This window comes from Actinomyces sp. MRS3W, from assembly GCF_032465695.1.
Lineage (GTDB): Bacteria > Actinomycetota > Actinomycetes > Actinomycetales > Actinomycetaceae > Actinomyces.
Genome location: NZ_JAWDJJ010000100.1, coordinates 1 through 20374, shown reverse-complemented (window position 1 = coordinate 20374; position 20374 = coordinate 1). Strand labels below are relative to the sequence as shown.

At 66.8% G+C, this 20374-nt stretch carries 16 protein-coding genes and 1 pseudogene; 13 read left to right on the top strand and 4 right to left on the bottom strand.

Annotated features, from left to right (window positions below; genetic code table 11):
• The 3 genes from RWX45_RS03125 to RWX45_RS03115 all read left to right on the top strand — a co-directional run.
• Positions 1-2816: glucodextranase DOMON-like domain-containing protein (locus RWX45_RS03125; protein WP_316022326.1), on the top strand; the 2816-nt coding region annotated here is incomplete at its 5' end.
• A 117-nt stretch (positions 2817-2933) separates the two neighbouring features.
• Positions 2934-4772 (top strand): alpha-glucosidase, encoded by a 1839-nt coding sequence (locus RWX45_RS03120; RefSeq protein WP_316022325.1) that lies wholly within the window; start codon positions 2934-2936, stop codon positions 4770-4772.
• Entirely contained in the window at positions 4765-5811 is a 1047-nt protein-coding gene (locus RWX45_RS03115; protein ID WP_316022324.1) for an ABC transporter permease, read from the top strand. Before RWX45_RS03120 ends, RWX45_RS03115 begins: the two co-directional genes overlap by 8 nt.
• A 17-nt stretch (positions 5812-5828) precedes the next feature.
• Here RWX45_RS03115 and RWX45_RS03110 read toward each other — a convergent pair whose 3' ends face one another.
• Entirely contained in the window at positions 5829-5960 is a 132-nt protein-coding gene (locus RWX45_RS03110; protein WP_316022323.1) for a hypothetical protein, read from the bottom strand.
• Between RWX45_RS03110 and RWX45_RS03105 the strand changes: the two genes are divergently transcribed.
• From RWX45_RS03105 to RWX45_RS03075, 7 genes are all read left to right on the top strand, one after another.
• A complete protein-coding gene (locus RWX45_RS03105) occupies positions 5947-6807 on the top strand; it encodes a carbohydrate ABC transporter permease (RefSeq protein ID WP_316022322.1) in 861 nt (286 codons plus the stop codon). The two genes, RWX45_RS03110 and RWX45_RS03105, sit on opposite strands and share 14 nt — an antisense overlap.
• Positions 6807-7469, top strand: coding sequence for a YesL family protein (locus RWX45_RS03100; protein WP_316022321.1), 663 nt, complete (start codon positions 6807-6809; stop codon positions 7467-7469). The genes RWX45_RS03105 and RWX45_RS03100 overlap by 1 nt, the downstream gene beginning before the upstream one ends.
• A gap of 297 nt (positions 7470-7766) precedes the next feature.
• On the top strand, positions 7767-9122 hold the full coding sequence (locus tag RWX45_RS03095) for an ABC transporter substrate-binding protein (protein ID WP_316022320.1): 1356 nt from the start codon (positions 7767-7769) through the stop codon (positions 9120-9122).
• Positions 9123-9259: 137 nt separating this feature from the next.
• Positions 9260-10105 carry a sugar ABC transporter permease gene (locus tag RWX45_RS03090; RefSeq protein ID WP_316022319.1) on the top strand — a complete coding sequence of 282 codons (846 nt, stop codon included), beginning with the start codon at positions 9260-9262 and terminating at the stop codon, positions 10103-10105.
• A gap of 44 nt (positions 10106-10149) precedes the next feature.
• The gene (locus RWX45_RS03085; protein WP_316022327.1) at positions 10150-11010 is read left to right on the top strand and encodes a carbohydrate ABC transporter permease; all 861 of its coding nucleotides are present in this window, start codon (positions 10150-10152) and stop codon (positions 11008-11010) included.
• A gap of 23 nt (positions 11011-11033) precedes the next feature.
• Positions 11034-11669: a DUF624 domain-containing protein gene (locus tag RWX45_RS03080; protein ID WP_316022318.1), complete on the top strand. Its 636-nt coding sequence runs from the start codon at positions 11034-11036 to the stop codon at positions 11667-11669.
• 270 nt (positions 11670-11939) lie between these two features.
• Positions 11940-13295 carry an adenylosuccinate synthase gene (locus RWX45_RS03075; protein ID WP_316022317.1) on the top strand — a complete coding sequence of 452 codons (1356 nt, stop codon included), beginning with the start codon at positions 11940-11942 and terminating at the stop codon, positions 13293-13295.
• Positions 13296-13341: 46 nt separating this feature from the next.
• Here the strand turns inward: RWX45_RS03075 and RWX45_RS13455 are convergent.
• Positions 13342-13710 (bottom strand): annotated as a pseudogene (locus RWX45_RS13455) (translation initiation factor 2); the annotation flags it as partial.
• 353 nt (positions 13711-14063) lie between these two features.
• On the opposite strand from RWX45_RS13455, the gene RWX45_RS03070 reads away from it, so the two are divergent.
• The 3 genes from RWX45_RS03070 to RWX45_RS03060 all read left to right on the top strand — a co-directional run bounded on the left by RWX45_RS03070 (position 14064) and on the right by RWX45_RS03060 (position 18014).
• Entirely contained in the window at positions 14064-15914 is a 1851-nt protein-coding gene (locus tag RWX45_RS03070) for a phosphoenolpyruvate carboxykinase (GTP) (RefSeq protein WP_316022316.1), read from the top strand.
• A gap of 303 nt (positions 15915-16217) precedes the next feature.
• Entirely contained in the window at positions 16218-17078 is an 861-nt protein-coding gene (locus tag RWX45_RS03065; protein WP_316022315.1) for an endonuclease domain-containing protein, read from the top strand.
• A 351-nt stretch (positions 17079-17429) separates the two neighbouring features.
• Positions 17430-18014, top strand: a complete 585-nt coding sequence (locus tag RWX45_RS03060; protein WP_316022314.1) for an isochorismatase family protein — start codon at positions 17430-17432, stop codon at positions 18012-18014.
• Positions 18015-18046: 32 nt separating this feature from the next.
• Here RWX45_RS03060 and RWX45_RS03055 read toward each other — a convergent pair whose 3' ends face one another.
• Together RWX45_RS03055 and RWX45_RS03050 are read right to left on the bottom strand one after the other, a co-directional pair.
• On the bottom strand, positions 18047-19528 hold the full coding sequence (locus tag RWX45_RS03055) for a hypothetical protein (RefSeq protein ID WP_316022313.1): 1482 nt from the start codon (positions 19526-19528) through the stop codon (positions 18047-18049).
• A gap of 83 nt (positions 19529-19611) precedes the next feature.
• On the bottom strand, positions 19612-20374 hold a 763-nt coding region (locus RWX45_RS03050), incomplete at its 5' end, for a hypothetical protein (protein WP_316022312.1).

Sequence of the window (20374 nt, the reverse complement as noted above, 5' to 3'; positions counted from 1 at the left end):
CAATTCCCACAACCGCCCCCACCGCCCAACCCATCGACGCCGACACCGGCGCCGTGCGCACCTGGGGACAGGACGGCGCCGTCAAGAACGCCGAATCCGCTATTGCCGACGACGAGGTGCGCCAGTCGCCCTTCTACACGGTGCGCGTTGCCCCCGCCGACTCGCCCGAGCAGCTGCGCGAGTCCTTCACCTACCTGTCCATCCCCCGCAATGGTGAGGGCAAGCGCGGCTATACCTCGGAGGACGGCGCCGACTTCGCCGCCGACGCCGGGGCCACCATGTCCTGGTCCACCTTCGAGCAGTCAGCCGACGCCGTCGTCGAGATCTCGCTGGACACCGGCGCGACCATTGCCTCCGCCGACGAGGTGACCATCCGTCCGGCCTCGCTCAACCTCAACAAGACCCTGGTGGACGACCACACCATCCGCATTGAGGTGCCCGCCTCCGAGCAGGGCCTGCGCTTCTCGGTGGAGTTCGCCCCCGAACTCATGACCGTCTACGCCAACGCCTCCTCCGGGCTGACCACGCAGGCGGAGGGGAACGCGCAGATCGAAACCGAGCCGCGCAACTCCCTGCTCATCTTCGCCCAGCCGCCCGCCCCCGCGGACACGGTTCCCACTGCGGCCGACGGCGTCATCGAGTACATCGAGCCGGGTCAGATTCCGAATCTGGACTCCACCACGGCGCAGATCCTCTACTTCCGCCCCGGCACCTACTGGATGGGCTCGAACTACCGGGCCCTGCTGCCGGAGAACGTCAAGTGGGTGTACTTGGCGCCCGGTGCCTTCGTCAAGGGCGCCTTCCGCTTCGCCGACCCCGCCGACGCCGACGGCGGCCAGACCGACTACCGGGTCACCGGCTACGGGGTCCTCTCCGGCGAGCAGTACCCGTACGAGTCCGACACCGCCAACAACTACCAGCGCAAGGACCCCGACGCCGACAACTGCCACGCCACCTGCGTCAAGATGCTGCAGTTCGGCTCCTCCGACGCCGAGCAGCACCTGCAGCTGCAGGGCGTCACCATCAAGGAGCCGCCGTATCACTCCTTCGTGGTCTACGGCAACGAGGACACCTTCCATATGGACGTGTTCAACTACCAGCAGGTGGGCAGCTGGTACTGGCAGACCGACGGCATCGAGCTGTACTCCGGCTCCACCATGCGCCACACCTTCTTCCACGCCAACGACGACGTCCTCAAGCTCTACCACTCCGGGGTGACGGTCAGCGACACCGTGGTGTGGAAGAACGAGAACGGCCCGGTCATCCAGTGGGGGTGGACTCCCCGGAACATTGACGGCGTGGAGGTGGACTCCACTGCCATCATCCACAACCGCATGTACTCCGGCGGGGTTGGCTACAACACCTGCGTGTTCAACTCCTCCTCCCACTGGACGAACATGAACTCCACGATGACGGCCGATCCGGCCACCACCGTGCGCAACCTGCGGTTCACCAACACCACGGTCGAGGGCAGCGTCAACTGCGCCATGCGCATCTACGCCCAATCCAACACCGAGAACATCGAGATCGACGGCTTCCACATCGACTCCTGGGGCGGGCAGGACCCCTACCTGCAGCAGAGCGTGCTCAAGCTCTTCACCAACACCGACGGTGAGCAGGTGGTCCTCGGCAATGAGGTCGACGAGGGCAATGGCCTGTACCTGCACAACTACACCGTGGGCGGCGAGGCCATCCTCAAGGCCGGTGACAACTGGGCCAGCTATGAGGCCGGCCGCCTCAACTTCGACGCCGAGACCTGGGACGGGTGGAACGCCGAGGCCGATGGGCAGCCCGAGGGGCCGGCCCCGGCACTGACCGTGTCCGGCCTGACCGACGGCGCGACCCTCACCTCGCGGCAGGTGGAGCTGACGGGCACAACCGACGCGGCGCGCGTCGTCGTCACCGTCAACGGCGAGGAGCAGGAGGTGCCCATCTCCCGGGGGGCCTTCAGCGCCTCCCTCAGCCTGACCGAGGTCAGCAACTGGGTGCGCGTGGCCGCCTACTCCGAGGCCGGGGTGGCGACGGTCGAGCGCTACGTGGTGCAGGCCTTCGGCGACACCGTCGGCGGCCTCGTCGACCCGCAGGGGGATGACAACGGGCCCGGCAGCTACACCTACCCCACCGACTCCGCCTTCGCGCCCGGGAGCTTCGACCTCACCGCCATGGACGTCTACCGCGACGCCGACACCGTGCGCTTCGTGACGACGCTCGCCAGCGACATCACCAACCCCTGGAGCGCCAACGGCATGAGCACACAGCGGCTCAACCTCTACCTGCGTGACGGTGCTGCCACCGACGCACAGGTCACGCAGCTGCTGCCGGGAACCAACACCTTCACCTCTGGTGCCTGGGACTACGCGATCGTCGGGGACGGGCGCAATGAGGGCGCAGCCTACGGCCCCGGCGTTTACGACGCCGACGGCAACCGGGTCGGTGACGTCACCCTGACGGTGGTCGGCAACCGCATCGTCCTCAGCGTCGACGCGGGGCTCCTGGGCGACCTGGACCTGGCCCGAGCGGGCTACCAGGTCTCCATGTACTCCTCCGCCGAGGACGGGGAGGCGGTCGGCAACGTCCGGCCCGTCTACTCGCCCGAATGCTTCGCCGGACAAACCTGCGAGGACTGGGTCGCCCAGTACCGCTTCGGCGGCGGCAAGGGAGAACTCACCGGGCAGTCCCCCTATGACACCGACCTGACGGACTCCAACGCGATTGACCTCATCACCGGGGACGCCGCGCAGGCCGAGGTCATGGACCTAAGTCAGGAGCAGATCGTCGCCCCCTACGTCGCCCTCACCCTCCCGCAGTCCGCCTGACGCGAGCGGCGTCTGCCGCCACCGACTACCACCGGCTCACGTGACCCGCCGCCACCGCGGCGGCGGGTCACACCGCCGGTGCCACCGAACCAGAACACAGAAAGACAAACACCCCTCATGACCACAACCGATCGCGCCGCGCTCCCGGCGGAGCACTCCAACGGGGCCAGCCCCCACCCCTGGTGGGCCAACGCCGTCGTCTACCAGGTGTATCCGCGTTCCTTCCAGGACTCCAACGCCGACGGCTACGGCGATCTGGCGGGGGTCATCTCCAGGCTGCCGCACCTGGCCGAACTCGGTGTGGACGTGCTGTGGCTCAGTCCGGTGTTCGTCTCCCCGCAGGAGGACAACGGCTACGACATCGCCGACTACCGGGCCATCGACCCCATGTTCGGCACGCTGGCCGACATGGATGCCCTCATCGCCGCCGCACACGCCCGGGGCATCAAGATCGTCATGGACCTGGTGGCCAACCACACCTCCGACGAGCACGCCTGGTTCCAGGCCTCGCGTGCCGGTGACGCCGACTACGCGGACTTCTACTGGTGGGAGCCGGCCCGGGAGGGGACGGTGCCGGGCAGTCCCGGCGCCGAACCGAACGACTGGGGATCCATGTTCGGCGGGTCCGCCTGGAGCTACGACGAACAGCGCGGGGAGTACTACCTCCACCTGTTCTCCCCCAAGCAGCCCGATTTGAACTGGGAGAACCCACGGGTGCGCGCGGCCATCTTCGAGATGATGAACTGGTGGATGGATCGCGGCGTGGATGGCTTCCGCATGGACGTCATTACGCTCATCTCCAAGCAGCTCGACCCCGCCGGGCGCCTGCCCGGCACCCCCGGTTCGGCCATCGCCACCCTGGAAGCGGGACCGGACGGGTTCTCCGCCAGCGTCCCCTTCTGCGCCGACGGGCCGCGACTGGACGAGTACCTGGCGCAGATGCGCCGTGAGGTGTTCGCCGGCAGGGAGGGCTTCCTCACCATCGGGGAGGCCATCGGCGTCGGCTCGGCCCGCGCCGGTGAGATCACCGACCCGGCTCGTGGCGAGCTGGACATGCTGTTCCTGTTCGACCACACCGGCATTGACCAGGGCGGCCCCGGCGGCAAGTTCAGCCCCGCCCCCTGGAAGGTCTCCGATCTGCGCGGTGTCTTCGAGCGCTACGAGCGCGACACTGCCCGCCACGGCTGGCCCGCCCTGTACTTCTGCAACCACGACCAGCCGCGCGTGGTCTCCCGCTGGGGAGATGACTCCACCCCTGCGTTGCGCGACCGCTCCGCCAAGGCGCTGGCGCTGCTGCTGCACCTGCACCGAGGCACTCCCTTCATTTACCAGGGGGAAGAACTGGGCATGACCAACGCCGGCTACACCAGCCTGGTGCAGTACCGGGACGTGGAATCGGTCAACCTCTACGGGCAGTTGGTTCGCGACACCGGAGTGCTCAGCCACGAGGAGATGATGCGCGGCCTGGCTGCTATGAGCCGCGACAACGCCCGCACCCCCATGCAGTGGGACGACTCGGCCTTCGCCGGGTTCACCTCCGCCCAGGGTGCCGGCCCCTGGATCGACGTCAATGACAACTACACCGAGCTCAACGCCCAGGCGCAGCGCTCCGACCCGGACTCGGTCTTCTCCTTCTACAAGCGACTCATTGAGTTGCGGCACACCCAGCCGGTGGTGGCGATCGGGGACTGGCAGGTAGTCGACCCCGACGCCGAGGTCTACGCCTTCACCCGCAGCTTGGGGAAGGAGGCACTGCTTGTCGTCGTCAACCTCTCCGGGGAGGCGGCGGCACTGCCGCCCGCCAGCGCGGCACTGATCGGACAGCCCGATCCGGCCCGTGTCCTCATCGCCAATGACGCCGCCGACGACGTCGTCGCCGCGCTGCGAGCGGGGCGCCTGGAGCCCTGGTCGGCTCTCACCTACCGGATTGCTGAGGAGGAGATGCGTGATGACTGAAGTCATCGACGTCGACACGTCCGCGACCGCCACGGCGGCCGCGGCGAGCGCGGGCCCCACCCGGGGTCGGGGCGGGGGAGTGCGCTCCGGCCGGGCGTCGCGGCCCTCGTCCCGAGCCGCGGCACCGACCCGGCCGCAGGCGAGCCTGCCGACGCGGGTGCGCACCCACCTGTCCCGCTACTGGCAGCTGTGGGTCATGGTGCTTCCGGCCATCCTGTTCGTGGCGCTGTTCTGCTACGTGCCCATGTACGGCGTTCAACTGGCCTTCCGGGAGTACGACATCACCAAGGGACTCACCGGTGGGGAGTTCGTCGGCTTGGAGTACTTCCGCCAGTTCTTCCGCGACCCCATGTTCACCCGGATCATCGGCAACACGCTGCGCATCAGCCTGTGGACCCTCGTCATGGGCTTCATCGCCCCCATCATCCTGGCGCTGCTCATCAACCAGATCGGTTCCAAGCGCGCCAAGAGCCTGGTGCAGACCATCACCTACATGCCCCACTTCATCTCCACGGTGGTCATGGTCTCCATGATCAACATCTTCCTGGCCCCGGGCACGGGCATGGTGGGCAGGCTGCTGGGCGGCACCAACCTCATGGGGGAGGCCTCCGCCTTCACCGGCGTGTACTGGGTGACCGAGGTGTGGCAGCACGCCGGCTGGAACTGCATCATCTACCTGGCGGCGCTGTCCTCGGTTGACCTGTCCCTGTATGAGGCGGCCAAGCTCGACGGCGCCGGACGGCTGCAGCTCATCCGCTACGTGGACCTGCCGGCGATTATGCCGACGGCGGGCATCCTGCTCATCCTCAACATGGGCTCGGTGCTCGGAGTCGGCTTCGAGAAGGTGTGGCTCATGCAGAACGCCCTCAACATCACCTCCTCGGAGGTCATCGCCACCTACACCTACCGAATCGGCATTCTCGGCAGTCAGTTCTCCTACTCCACTGCTATCGGCCTGTTCAACAGCGTCGTCAACTTCATCTTCCTCGTCGTCGCCAATGGGGTGGCCCGGCGCACGAGCAACACGAGCCTGTTCTAGGACGGTTGAACCATGTCTCATATGACCAGCACGGCCAACTCAGCCAACTCAGCCGGTACGGTGAACCAGCCGGCGCCGAAAATCACCCAGCCCGGGCGTGCGCGGCGGCCGCGACGCGGGAAGGCGAAGAAGCCGGTGGACCGGCTCATCGACGTCGTCCTCGCGCTCATCGTCATCGTGATTGTTCTGGCGGTCATTTACCCGGTGTGGTTCATCGTCATCGCTTCCTTCTCCGACCCCACCCTGGTGTCGACCGGTCAGGTGACGCTGCTGCCCCGTGGGATCACCTTGACCGGATACGCCCAGATTCTCGCCGACTCCCGGATCTGGACCGGCTACCGCAACACCCTGGTGTACTCCTTTGTGGGGACGGCGGTGAACCTGGTGGTGACGCTGCCCGCGGCCTTCGCCATGTCCCGCCGCGAGTTCCGGCCGCGAAGAATCATCATGTTCTTCTTCGCCTTCACCATGTTCTTCTCCGGTGGGCTCATCCCCAACTATCTGCTCATGCGGCAGCTGGGGCTGCTCAACTCCATGTGGGTGTTCATCCTGCCGGGCGCCTTCAGCGTCTTCAACATGATCATCGCCCGCTCCTTCTTCGAGAACTCCATCCCGGAGGAGCTGCGCGACGCCTCGCAGGTGGACGGATTGTCCTACTTCGGGTTCTTCTTCCGCATCGTCATCCCGCTGTCGGGTGCGATTATCGCGGTCATCGGTCTGTACTACTTCGTGGGCCACTGGAACGACTACTTCACCGGCCTGGTCTACATCCACAACCAGGAGCTGCAGCCCTTGCAGAACGTGCTGCAGATGATTCTGCTGGCCAATCAGACCCAGGCCGGCTCGGCGGGCATGAGCGCCCTGCAGTCGCAGAACTTCGCGGACCAGATCAAGTTCGGCGTCATCATCGTCTCCACGGTGCCGCTGCTCATCATCTACCCGTTCTTGCAGAAGTACTTCAACAAGGGCGTCATGATCGGGGCGGTGAAGGGCTGATGCGTTCCTTCGCCGTCGGATATGAGCGGGTGTGCCGGGTAATCCTGCTCGTGTTCGTCATCAACTGCGCCATGGTCGTCCACACCCTCATGGGCGCGGTGGTGGTGGGCCTCTTCCCCGCAGTGGGTGCCGCCTTCGCCACCTACCGAACCTGGCTGCTCGACGACGATGACTCCTGGACCGCTCGTCGCACCTGGGTCACCTTCCACGCGGCCTGGAAGCAGGAGCTGGCGTCGGCCAACCGCTTCGGCTGGGCGCAGGCGGCCGTAGGGGTGTTCCTCGCGTGGGACTACTACCTGGCCAACTGGAACCTCCTGGGCGGCGTCGTCGGGGTGGGCGTATCCGGACTGCTGCTGGCCATCAACGTCGGCTACGTGGTCTGGGCGCTCGTGTCCTGGGCGGTGCGCGCGCACGTGGAGGCCCCGCTCGGGACGCTGCTGCGGCTCAGCGCCGCCACGGTGCTGGGGCGGCCGCGCTGCACGGTGAGCCTGGTGGTGCTGCTGGGGATCGTGGTGTGGGCGTGGACGCGCTGGCCGGGCGTCCTCGTTGCCTTCGGTCCGTCCATGACGGTCGGGGTGGTTGCGGTTGCGGTCTACTCCTTCGCCGCCCTGCCAGGGATACACGTGCGGGTGCTGCGACGGCCGCGCGCCGCAGCGGCCTGACCGGCAGCGTCGTCGGGCAATCCTCCACAGCGACGAGCGGAAATGCCGAAGCGACGGTGCCGTCCTTGCAAAACGGTTACAGAGTTCCGGGGTGAAACTGCGTAAAACCGTGTACTGCTCTCCGAATATCCCAAATTGTGCTTGCAAGTGCTTGCAGGAGGGCGGGGTGTCGTGTGTAATGAGGCTGTCATGGCCGCCATCGGCCCTGGGCCGCTCCGCGGTTCATGGCTCACGATTGGCAGCCGCTCTCTGTCCGGGCCTCCGGTCCGACTATCACACGTCCAAGGGAGGACATTCATGCGACCCATCACCCGTCGCTCCATGCTCGGTGGATCTGCGGCGGTCGCGCTCGCCGCGACCCTGGCTGCCTGCTCCAACGGGTCTGGCTCCAACTCTGGCTCCGGCTCCGACGACTCCGGTGCTGGCTCCGTCTACTTCCTCAACTTCAAGCCCGAGGCCGAGGAAGCTTTCAAGACCATCGCCTCCACCTACACGGACAAGACTGGCGTCGCCGTCAAGGTCGTCACCGCCGCCTCCGGCACCTACGAGCAGACCCTGCAGACCGAGGTCGCCAAGTCCGACCCGCCCACCATCTTCAACATCAACGGCCCCGTCGGCCTGGCCACCTGGCAGGATTACGCCCTCGACTTGTCTGACACGGACTTCGTCAAGGACCTCACCGACCCGTCCATGGCGCTGACCGACGACTCCGGCACCGTGTACGGCTCCCCGCTCGCCACCGAGGGCTACGGCCTCATCTACAACGGCGAGATCCTCGACAAGTACTTCGCTATGGACGGTGCCAAGGCCACCTCCATCGACGAGATCAAGAGCTTCGACAAGCTCAAGGAGGTCGTCGAGGACATGCAGTCCAAGAAGGACGACCTGGGCATCGACGGCGTCTTCGCCTCCACGTCACTGACCCCCGGTGAAGACTGGCGCTGGCAGACCCACCTGGCCAACTACCCCCTGTACTACGAGTTCAAGGACAAGGGCGTCACCGACACCCCCGACATCGAGCTGACCTACTCGGACAACTACAAGGACATCTTCGACCTGTACCTCAACAACTCCACGATCGAGCCGTCGGCGGCTTCCTCCAAGACGGTCTCCGACTCCATGGCCGAGTTCGCCCTCGGCCGGGCCGCCTTCGTGCAGAACGGAAACTGGGCCTGGTCGCAGATCTCCGAGGTTGACGGCAACGTCGTCAAGGAGGACCAGATCCACTTCATGCCGATTTACATCGGCGTGGACGGCGAGGACAAGTCCGGTATCGCGCTGGGCACCGAGAACTACCTCTCGATCAACTCCCAGGCCTCCGAGGCCGACCAGCAGGCCTCCATCGAGTTCCTCAACTGGCTGTTCACCGACGCTGAGGCCGCCAAGCTGCTCACCGACAACTCCGTGGTCTCCATGGCCCCCTACTCGGCCTTCGCCGAGCTCACCCCGGCCGACCCGCTCGGTGCCGAGGTCGTCGAGTACATGAACAACGACGAGCTCTACCCGATCAACTGGATCTTCCAGACCTTCCCGAGCCAGGACTTCAAGGACCAGCTCGGTCAGCACCTGGCCCAGTACGCCGCCGGCTCCGAGGAGTGGGACGACGTCAAGACCTACTTCGTCGAGGAATGGAAGGCCGAGAAGAGCGCCTGATCGGCTCTGACCGGCTCCTGCCATGAGTGGGGACGAACGACGGCGGCGCCCGGCGACACTGCCGGGCGCCGCCCGCCGTCCCCACTGAGAACGCCCGCCGTTGCTGCACCAGACCCCGTGAAACCCGTGAGACACACATGACCAAGTCACTCAAGAAGTACTTCCTCGTCTTTACCGGCCCCACCCTCATTGCCTTCCTTATCGCCTTCATCGTGCCCTTCTTCATGGGCCTGTACTTGTCACTGACGAAGTTCACCACGCTCACCAACGCCACGTGGGTCGGCTTCGACAACTACAAGACCGCCCTGACCGGCAACACCGGGTTCGTCAAGGCACTCGGCTTCACCGCCATGGTCTCGGCCATCTCCATCATCACGGTCAACCTCGGCGCCTTCGCCCTGGCCTACCTGCTCACCCGCAAGCTGCGCGGTACCAACCTGTTCCGCTCGGTGTTCTTCATGCCCAACCTCATCGGCGGCATCGTGCTGGGCTACACCTGGCAGGTCATGCTCAATGCGATTCTGCGCCACTGGAACCAGACCATCGTCAACGACTGGCACCTGGGCATGACCGGCCTCATCCTGCTCATTAACTGGCAGCTCATGGGCTACATGATGATCATCTACATCGCCGGCCTGCAGAACGTGCCTCCGGAGCTCACCGAGGCGGCGCAGATCGACGGTGCCGGTAAGTGGATGACGCTGCGACATGTCACCATCCCGATGGTCATGCCCTCCATCACCATCTGCTTGTTCCTCACCCTGGCCAACACCTTCAAGATGTACGACCAGAACCTGGCGCTGACCAACGGGGCCCCGCTCAAGCAGACGCAGATGGCGGCGCTCAACATCGTCGACCTCATGTACAAGCAGGTCGGCAAGCAGGGCATCGCCCAGGCGCAGGCCGTCATCTTCTTCATCATCGTTTCTGTCATCGCCGTGCTGCAGCTGCGCGCGACCCGCGCCAAGGAGGTTGAAGCGTGAGCACCGAGACCCTCGCCCCCATGGGCCCGACGGCCATCAAGCCGATGCAGGCCTCCAAGCCCGCCCGCCGTAAGCAGACAACCGGTCAGAACCTGTTGACCGCACTGTTGGCGGTGCTGTCGCTGATCTGGATCATCCCGCTGCTGTTCATTCTCATCAACTCCTTCAAGGGCAAGTTCTTCATCTCCGACTCGCCCTTCTCCCTGCCCACCGGCGAGACCTTCGCCGGGTTGGATAACTACATCACCGGTCTGCAGCTATCCGGCTTCGCCCGGGCGCTGGGCTGGTCGTTGTTCATCACCATCGGCTCGGTGGCGGTGATCGTGCTGCTCACCGCAATGACCGCGTACTACATCACCCGCGTCAAGACCTGGTGGACCTCCCTGATCTACTACCTGTTCGCCTTCTCCATGATCGCGCCCTTCCAGCTGGTCATGTTCCCCACCGTCAAGATCGCTGATGCGCTGGGCCTGGCGACGCCGTGGGGCATGATCATCCTTTACCTGGGCTTCGGCGGTGGGCTGTCGGTGTTCCTGTTCGCGGGCTTCATCAAGTCCGTGCCGATGGACATCGAGGAGGCCGCCTACATGGACGGCTGCACTCCGCTGCAGAGCTACTTCCGAGTGGTGATGCCGCTGCTCAAGCCGACCGCGGTGACGGTCGCGGTCCTCAACGCCATGTGGGTGTGGAACGACTTCCTCCTGCCGAACCTGGTCATCGGCCAGGACGAGCGCTACAAGACGGTCCCCATCGTCATCCAGATGCTCGTCGGCTCTAACGGGAACCGCGACATGGGTGCCCAGATGGCCATGCTGGTCCTGGCCATCATCCCGATTGTCATCTTCTACGCCTTCGGCCAGAAGTACATCGTCGAGGGTGTCGCCGCCGGCGCCGTCAAGGGCTGACGGCCCAGACCGCGTCCGCTGCCGTGCCCAGTTTCCTCAGACCCGACTCGGCCTTCTACCGGGCCTGGTCCGCGGCCGCCGACCTCGTCGTCGTCAACCTGCTCACCCTGCTGGGGTGCCTGCCCATCATCACCGCGGGCGCAGCGCTGACCGCCTGCGCCCGCGTGGTGATGGAAATGGTGCGCGATGAGGACACCTACACGGTGCGCACCTGGTGGCGTTCCTTCCGCACCAACCTGGTTCAGTCGCTGGCCTGGTGGCTGCCGACTCTGACCGCCGGGGCGCTCGCGGCCTGGATGAACCTGTCGCTGTCCCAGTTGGGCGGCACCGCGCTGACCGGGCTGGTCGACGCCGGGATGCTGCTGGTCATCGCCGTCCTGATCTGGCTGGTGCCGCTGGTCGCATTCTTCGACAACACCGTGTTCGCGCACGTGGCCAACGCGGCCCGCCTGGCCATCGGGGCGCTTGGCCGTACTGCCGTGTGTCTGTTGCTGCTCGCCGTCCCCGTGATTGTGGTGGTGGTCCTGCCCGGGGCGCGTGCCGCCGCCGGCTGGTTCATGGTGCTGCTCGGCGTCGCCTTCATCGGCTATCTCATGGCCCTGGTGCAGCGCCCCATCATCGACCGCCTGCGCGCCGCCGCCCCGCGAAACCGGCACTAATGACGTACCGAGACCGGCACTAATGGCGTGTCCAGACCGGTGGATACGGCGGCGAACCGGTCGGTCAGCCACTTCGACCGGTTTCGGCGCGTTACTTGTGCCGGTTTCGGCGCGTTACTTGTGCCGGTTTCGACACGTTACTTGTGCCGGTTTCGGTGAGGGGCGGTGAGACGGCTCCTGGCCATGACGACCCGCGCGGTAGGCTGACCCGCGGCGTGCCCTCCGTGCGCGCCTGTCCTGTGGGGCACTCACTTTAGCCAGGGAGCAGCAATGCCAGCTGTCGTCGTCGTCGGAACTCAATGGGGAGACGAAGGAAAGGGCAAGGCCACCGACCAACTCGGCCAGGACGTTGACTACGTCGTCAAGTTCAACGGCGGCAACAACGCCGGCCACACCGTCGTCATCGACGGCGAGACCTTCGCGTTCCACCTCCTGCCTGCGGGCGTGCTCACGCCCGGGGTGACCCCCGTCATTGGCAACGGCGTCGTGGTGGACCTGGAGGTGCTCTTCTCTGAGATCGAGGAGATCACCTCCCGCGGCAAGGACGCCTCCTCGCTCAAGATCTCCGCCAACGCCCACCTCATCCCCTCCTACAACCGGGTCATGGACCGCACCACCGAGCGCTTCCTCGGCGCCCGCCAGCTGGGCACCACCGGCCGCGGTATCGGCCCCACCTATGCGGACAAGATGAACCGCGTCGGCCTGCGCGTGCAGGACCTGTTCGACGAGTCGATCCTGCGGCAGAAGGTCCACTCCGCCCTCGCGCAGAAGAACAGCCTGCTGCTCAAGGTCTTCAACCGCCCCGCCATCGACCCCGACGCCGTCGCTGACGAGCTCCTGTCCTACGCCGAGCGCGTACGGCCGATGGTGGTGGATACCTCCCTCATGCTCAACCAGGCGCTCGACGCAGGCAAGACTGTGCTCTTCGAGGCCGGCCAGGCCACGATGCTCGACATTGACCACGGCACCTACCCCTTCGTCACCTCCTCCAACCCGACTGCCGGCGGCGCCTGCACCGGCACCGGCGTGGGACCCACCCGCATCGACGCCGTCGTCGGCGTGGTCAAGGCCTACACCACCCGCGTGGGCGAGGGACCCTTCCCCACCGAACTCACCGACGCCATGGGCGAGCGACTGCGCGAAGAGGGCGGCGAGTACGGGGTCACCACCGGCCGCCCGCGCCGCTGCGGCTGGCACGACGCCGTCGTCACTCGCTACGCCGCCCGCGTCAATGGCCTGACCGACCTGGTCATGACCAAGCTCGACGTGCTCACCGGGCACGACACCGTGCCCGTGTGCGTCGCCTACGACGTCGACGGCACCCGCATCGAGGAGATGCCGCTCACCCAGACCGACTTCCACCACGCCAAGCCGATTTATGAGGAGATGCCCGGCTGGGACGAGGACATCAGCGGCGTGCGCAACTTCGCGGATCTGCCCGCCGCCGCCCGCAACTACGTGGAGCGCATTGAGGAGCTGGCGGGCTGCCGAGACGGCGCACCGCCAGCGCGATTCCCGCCACGATCCACCACCCGTAGCGGTCCCAGGTCGACACCCCCGCGCCCTCGACTGCTCGGCCCGAGGCGCTCACGCCGTCGTACAGCACGTCGGCGTCCTCCCAGGTGACGGTGGTGCCGGAGACGCTGCCGCCACCGGAGTCGACGACGGCGCCGGGGAAGGTGATTGACAGCTGCGCGTCGACGACGCTGTTGAGAGACTCCTCGGCGGCGTCGCCAGTCGGCTCGGTGGCGTCGTCGGATCCGCCACCATCCGAGGTATCTGTGGAGGTGGTGCCATAACCGGGGACGGTGGCCACATACAGGTCGCCATCGCGCACGACCAGGGCGTCCGTGGCGTCGTCGGCATCGGGGATCTGCACTCCGACCACGTGCACCTTGCAGCCCAGGCCATCGGCGTCGTCGGCGGATCCGATGGGTGTGGCGGTGACGGTGGCGCCATCGCTGGCCCCCACGAGCGAGGGGTCGGCGTAGTCCTGACAGTCGGTGTCCTCGGTGAAGACGGTGCCGGTGGTGTCGCGCATGACCAGGTCGGCGGTGTAGGTGCCGGCCGCGTCGATGCGCATATCCATATGGGCGGTGCAGCCGGACAGGGCCAGGGTGAGGGCGGCCGCGGCGGCGAACCGGCGGGAACGGGCAGGCGCCCGCCACGGAGCGTGGGGGCGGGTCGCGGGGCCGGGCGTTGGACGACGTCGGGAAGCATGCGGATCGTGGGCCACGCCTCGACGCTACACGGCGTCGGGTGTGGCAGGAAACACCACCCGGGGACCACGCAAATGTGCGGACAGGGGACCTTCGGACGTGACCTGGGGCGCCAAATGAGAGAGGATAGGTCTTGACCCGTTGAGTCACGAGAATCGAAGAAAGAAGGACTCACATGACCGTGTCTGAGCAGGATGTCCGGGCGGCTGCACCGGCCAACGCCCCCGAGGACGTCATTGCCTTCGCCGTCCGTCTCGCCGAGCTCGGCAAGCCGGAGGACGTCTACTTCTGCGACGGCTCCGATGAGGAGTGGACCCGCCTCACCGACCAGATGGTCGAGTCGGGCATGTTCATTCGCCTCAACCCGGAGAAGCGCCCCAACTCCTTCCTGGCCCGCTCGCTGCCCAGCGACGTTGCCCGCGTCGAGTCCCGCACCTTCATCTGCTCCGAGAAGGAGGAGGACGCCGGCCCGACCAACAACTGGTACGACCCGGCCGAGATGAAGAAGATCCTCAACGAGAAGTTCGACGGCACCTACGCCGGCCGCACGATGTACGTCATCCCCTTCTCCATGGGTCCGCTCGGCGGTCCGATCTCCCAGCTGGGCATCGAGATCACCGACTCGCCGTACGTGGTGGCCAACATGCGCATCATGACGCGCATGGGTGCCAAGGCCATGGACCTCATCAACGAGGGTCGCACCTGGGTGCCTTGCGTCCACTCCGTGGGCGCCCCGCTGGCCCCCGGCCAGGAGGACACCACCTGGCCCTGCAACGACGAGAAGTACATCACTCAGTTCCCGGAGACCAACGAGATCTGGTCTTACGGCTCCGGTTACGGCGGCAACGCCCTGCTGGGCAAGAAGTGCTACGCGCTGCGCATCGCCTCGACCATGGCCCGCCGCGACGGCTGGATGGCCGAGCACATGCTCATCCTGCGCCTGACCGACGAGAAGTCCGGCAAGCAGTACCACGTCACCGCCGCTTTCCCGAGCGCCTGCGGCAAGACCAACCTGGCCATGCTCCAGCCGACCATCCCCGGCTACAAGGTCGAGACCGTCGGTGACGACATCGCCTGGATGCGTGAGGGCGAGGACGGCCGCCTGCGCGCCATCAACCCCGAGGCGGGCTTCTTCGGCGTCGCCCCCGGCACCGCCTACACCACCAACCCGGTGGCCATGGACACCATGAAGGCCAACACCATCTTCACCAACGTCGCGCTGACCGACGACGGCGACGTGTGGTGGGAGGGCATCGACGCCGAGCTGCCGGACCACCTCATCGACTGGCAGGGCAACGACTACACCCCCGCCGACGCCGAGGCCGGTAAGAAGGCCGCGCACCCGAACTCGCGTTTCACCACGCCCGCTTCGCAGTGCCCGATCATCTGCCCCGACTGGGAGGCTCCCGAGGGCGTTCCGATCGACGCCATCCTCTTCGGTGGCCGCCGCGCCACCAACGTGCCGCTGGTTGCCGAGCAGTACAGCCCCGCGCACGGTGTGTTCATCGGCTCCTCCGTGGCCTCCGAGGTCACCGCTGCCGCCACCGATGTCAAGGCCGGTTCGCTGCGCCACGACCCCTTCGCCATGCTGCCCTTCTGCGGCTACCACATGGCCGACTACTGGGGCCACTGGCTGGAGATGCAGGAGAAGCTGGGCGACAAGTTCCCGAAGGTCTACCAGGTCAACTGGTTCCGCAAGGACGAGAACGGCAAGTTCCTGTGGCCCGGCTACGGTGACAACTCCCGCGTGCTCGACTGGATCGTCCGCCGCGCCGCCGGCGAGGTTGACGCCATCGAGGGCGTGACCGGTCTGTACCCGAGGTTCGAGGACTTCAACCTCGAGGGCCTGGACATCGACGAGGCCACCTGGAACAAGATGTACGACATCGACCCCGACGCCTGGGCTGCCGAGATGGACGGGACCGAGGAGTACTTCGAGCAGTTCGGTGACAAGGTCCCGGCTGCTATCCGCGAGGAGCTCGCCAAGTTCCGCGAGCGCATCGCCGCCGCCAAGGCCAACGCCTGAGCGAACGTTAACGGGCGCGTGAGCGCCTGAGACGGGGTCCCCGACCACCCGGTCGGGGACCCCATCGCATTCGGTTGACTGATTGTCCGAAATCGGCACGAACGATCCCTCGCGCCTGCCGGCGGCGAATCACGGTCGGCGTTATTCCAACGTTTTGCGTTGGGTGGGTGCGTGCGTGCGGAGCGTTAATGCCGTTCTCGGACAGTTTTCCGATACCCACAGGTACGGTTCGTGCAGGGTGAATCCACAGGGCTCGTCGGATGCGGTGGTGTGGTAGCGCTCGCCCGGGGCAGTCTGAGAACCATGAGACAGTGCGGCGACGACATTCTGGCGCGAGTGCGAGCCTGCCACGGCGCCGTGCGCCTGCGGGACCTGGACCTGGACCGCACCGAGTACCGCCACGTCCAGAGACTGATCGAGGCGCGCGCTCTGTTCGCTCACCCGCATGGGGTGGTGAGCCTGCCTGGCGCCGACTGGGACCTGATCCTGGCGCGCATCCATGGTGGGGTTATCACCTGCCTGCATGCGGCCAAGTACTACGGCTACCCGTACCCGCGCCTGTGGACGCCCGCCCACCTGGCGGTCCCCCACAGCACCGGCCGGGACCCACTCAGGGGCGAGGTGCTGCATGTTGAGAGCGGTCTTGAACTACCGCCCTTGACCCAGTACCCGATCGCACCGGTACCACTCATGCTGGCCCGCTACCTGCGCTGCAGCCCTGATCGTGAAGCCCCCTTGATGGCCTGCGACGCGGCTCTAAACCAGGAGCACGTGTCTACGGATGCCGTCGCGGCGCTGCTGCGCGGCCCAGGCTCGCGGCGCGCCAGGCAGCGTCTCGCCTTGGCCAGTCCGCGGGCGCGCTCGCCCCTGGAAACGCTCGCCCGTCTGCAGCTTCACGACGCCGGCATCCCGTTCGCCGACGGCGTGGACGTTCCTGGGGTGGGGGAGGTGGATCTGCTGGTCGCTGGCTGGCTGGTGCTGGAGCTCGATGGCTACACCTACCACGAGGACGAGTTCCAGTTCGCCCGGGACCGCCGCCGCGATCGGGAACTGGTCCGGCAGGGCTACCGGGTCGTGCGTTTCACCCGCAAGGATGTCCACCTCGGCAAAGTAGGCACAGAAATCCATCAACTCCTCGCCGCCGGAAGCCGGCCTCGCAGCTGAAACTGTCCGAGAACGGCACAAACACTCCGCCGACGCGGATCGGTCCGGCGTGAAACGTTGCAATGACGCCGATCGTGAATCACCCCCGGCGAGCGGAAGGAGCGTTCGTGCCGATTCTGGACAATTCGCCGATGGCTCATGCGGGGCGAATCAACAGGGGCTGGTACCGGTGGGGGTGCGCCCCCACCGGAGGACCGGTCAGGTGGACCCACACCTTGAGGGCTGAGCTTGTGGGCAGTACTGAGGCTTTCCCGCAGGTTCATGCGACGTGCGCGGAAAGGCCGTGGCTGCTGATCGGACCTATGAATGACGCTCCTTGTGTCATGACACCGGCCTGGTTAGGTTGGTGGCATGACCGCAAGCAGCCATCGTGCCCTCATCATCGTTGACGTGCAGCCGACCTTCTGCGAGGGCGGCGCCCTGGCCGTGGTTGGCGGCAACGCCGTCGCCGAACGCGTCGCCGCCTACGCCGGCGCCCACGCTAAGGACTACGCGCTCATCGTCACGACCCAGGACTGGCACATCGATCCCGGTGAGCACTTCTCGGATCAGCCGGACTTCGTGGATACCTGGCCGCCGCATGGGGTCGCCGGTACTGCCGAGGCCGAGCTGCACCCAGCCTTGGGTGGGCTGCGCGTGGACGTGAGCGTGAAGAAGGGGCAGTACGCGGCCGCCTACTCCGGCTTCGAGGGCGTGGACGAGGCCGGGACGGGCTTGGATGTGATCTTGCGCGCTCACGGCATCACGGCCCTCGACGTCGTCGGTCTGGCCGAGTCCCACTGCGTGAAGGAGACGGCGCTCGACGGCGTGCGCGGCGGTTACCGGGTCCGCGTCCTCACCGACCTCACCGCTCCCGTCAGCCCCGAGCAGGGTGAAGCGGCCCGCGCCGCCCTGGCCGCAGCGGGGGTGGAGTTGGCGACCTCCGCAGCCGCCTGAACTCGCAGCCGCCCCGGCGCTGGCGTGCCGGCTCAGTCACCCAGCACGGCGCGCGGCACCTGCCAGATGCCGAAGCGCTCGATCTCCGCCCGCAGCGCGGGCTGTGCGGCGACTTCGTCCCACGGCAGCACCACGTGACGCAGACGGTTGTCGACGAGCATGAGCAACTGGTGATCGGCGTCGTAACCGGTGAGCGCGAGGCGGGTGAGGTCTACCCAGCGAACCGAGATGTGGCCGGTGGGCTGCCAGGTGCCGTCGTCGGCGCGGCGGCGATTCTGCCACAGGGCGGTGAGGGTGTGCTCCCCGACGCGCAGCCCCTCGGGATGGTGGAAGTTGTGGACATCCTCCGGAGCGCGGGGGAGAGCCACCTCAAGGCGGGCCGGCTCCTCGGGAATGGACCAGACCAGATATCCGTACTGCTCAGCAAGCGGCAGCGTGCCGTCACTTAGGGGGACGTGCACACAGGCGCGCAGTTCGTCATAGGCGCGACGCACCCCGGCCGCGGTGGGCTGCAACTCCCCGCTGCGCCTACTTAAGTGCAGATTGCGGTCGAGCGTGAACAGCTCCTCGGCACCGAACTCCTCAAGCGCGCCGGCGATGACCGTGTCGGCAACGGGCAGCGGATTGACAATGAGCTGCTCGATGATGCGGCGCAGCAGGGTGGGGGTCGGAGCCTGCTGCTCCATGCGGATGCAGCAGTAGCTGAGGTCGCGCAACTCCACCACGTTGAGCACGAGGTCCTCGTAGATGCTGAAGGTATTGAGGGTCTTGAGCGCCTGGCGGGCGAGGGCCCGCATGGCGACCCGCGTATTCGCCCCCGGGTTCCCCACCGCGCTGAGGATGGTGCGATCGTCGTCGGTGCACGGCAGGAGGGCGGGGCGCCGGTCGTGGTACAGGGGCGGGCGCGGCGGCGCGCTGCCATAGGCGGCCTGCGTGGTCCAGCCGGTGCCGACCAGGTAGGGGTCGTCGGTGAAGAACACGTGCCGGACTTCTCCGCGGCGCGGGTCCAGACGGGTGAGCAGGGCGCGAACCGCATCCCAGGCGGCGTCGTCGTCGGGCGCGTGGAGGCGCGTGTTGCCGAGCGTTTGGGTGTTGACGCCGATGTAGCTGGCCAGGTCGCGGTCCCAGGCCACCCCCGGGCGGGGCGAGCGCGGTGCGTCGGTGGTGAGGAATTGCGGATGGGCGAACAGCTCGCCGAGGTGCTCCCAGGCGCGTAGGACGGCGTCGCGGCGGCCCCACACGGAGATGGTGGTGGTGACGGCGCTGAAGGAGGCGCTGGCCTCCGGAACGGCGACGTCGCCGACGCCGACCTCGACCGGGCGCTGCAGTTCGGCGCGCAGCGCCCCACATAGGCGCGCCAGCGTGTCGAGATGGGCGGGATCCTCGTCGGCGGCGCCGTAGTCGACGGTCAGCCCGAGCAGGGCCTGGCCGGGCTCCAGATCGGCGGTACGCACCATCCAGTCGTGCCCCGCGAAGGACTCCCACTCGTGCTCGAGCTCGACGACGTCGTTCATGCGGTCGCGGCCTTCCTCACCCTGCTCGTCGGTAGCGTTCTCGATCCCCGTTCTTGGCCGCCCCGTTGGGGTGCTGGCGGGGCCTACTGGATGTTACCGAAGCTGCCGCGAGGCAGGTTCCAGATGCCGAAGTGTTCGAGTTCGGCGCGCAGCGCGGGGTGGGCGGCCACCGTGCCCCAGTTCATGCCGATGGTGCGCAGGCGGTCGTCGATGAGCAGCAGGTACTGGTCGGTGGGGTCGAAGCACGTCATGACCAGCCGCGTGGCGTCTACCCATCGGTAGACGTCCGAGCTGGTCGGGAGCCAACGCCGCGGTAGTCCCCGCCGCTCCCAGTTGAACCAGCGAGTCAGTATCTGGTGGTCGGTCACCATCACCGCATCGGGATGCTCGCCGTCGTGGGGGCCCTGCGGGTCGTAGGGAAATATGGTGAGGTGACGCTCGTCCTCCTCGGGTCGCGTCCACGCCAGGTAACCGGACCGCTCGGCCAGCACCTGGGTCTCGTCGGTCAGGGGGATGTGCACGCAGGCGCGCATGCCATCCAAGGTGTGGCGCACCCCGGCGAGCGTCGGCTGCACGCTGCCGGCGCGACCCGCCACCCGCAGGCGCATGGCGTCGTCGAGGGTTTCGGAGGGGCCGTAGTTCGCGAGGGCCTGCTCAATGAAGGCGTCGGGGACGGCGGGGGGATTGGTGACGACGGCGTCGTGGAGGTGTAGCAGCTGGGCTCCGTTCAGGCGCACGTCGCGGGCGAGGAAACAGCAGTAGAAGGCGTCCCGCAGGGGGAGGAACTCGTAGGCGAGGCGGGTGCGTATCCCCATCCGCTCCAGTGCTTGGGCGATCAGGCATGCA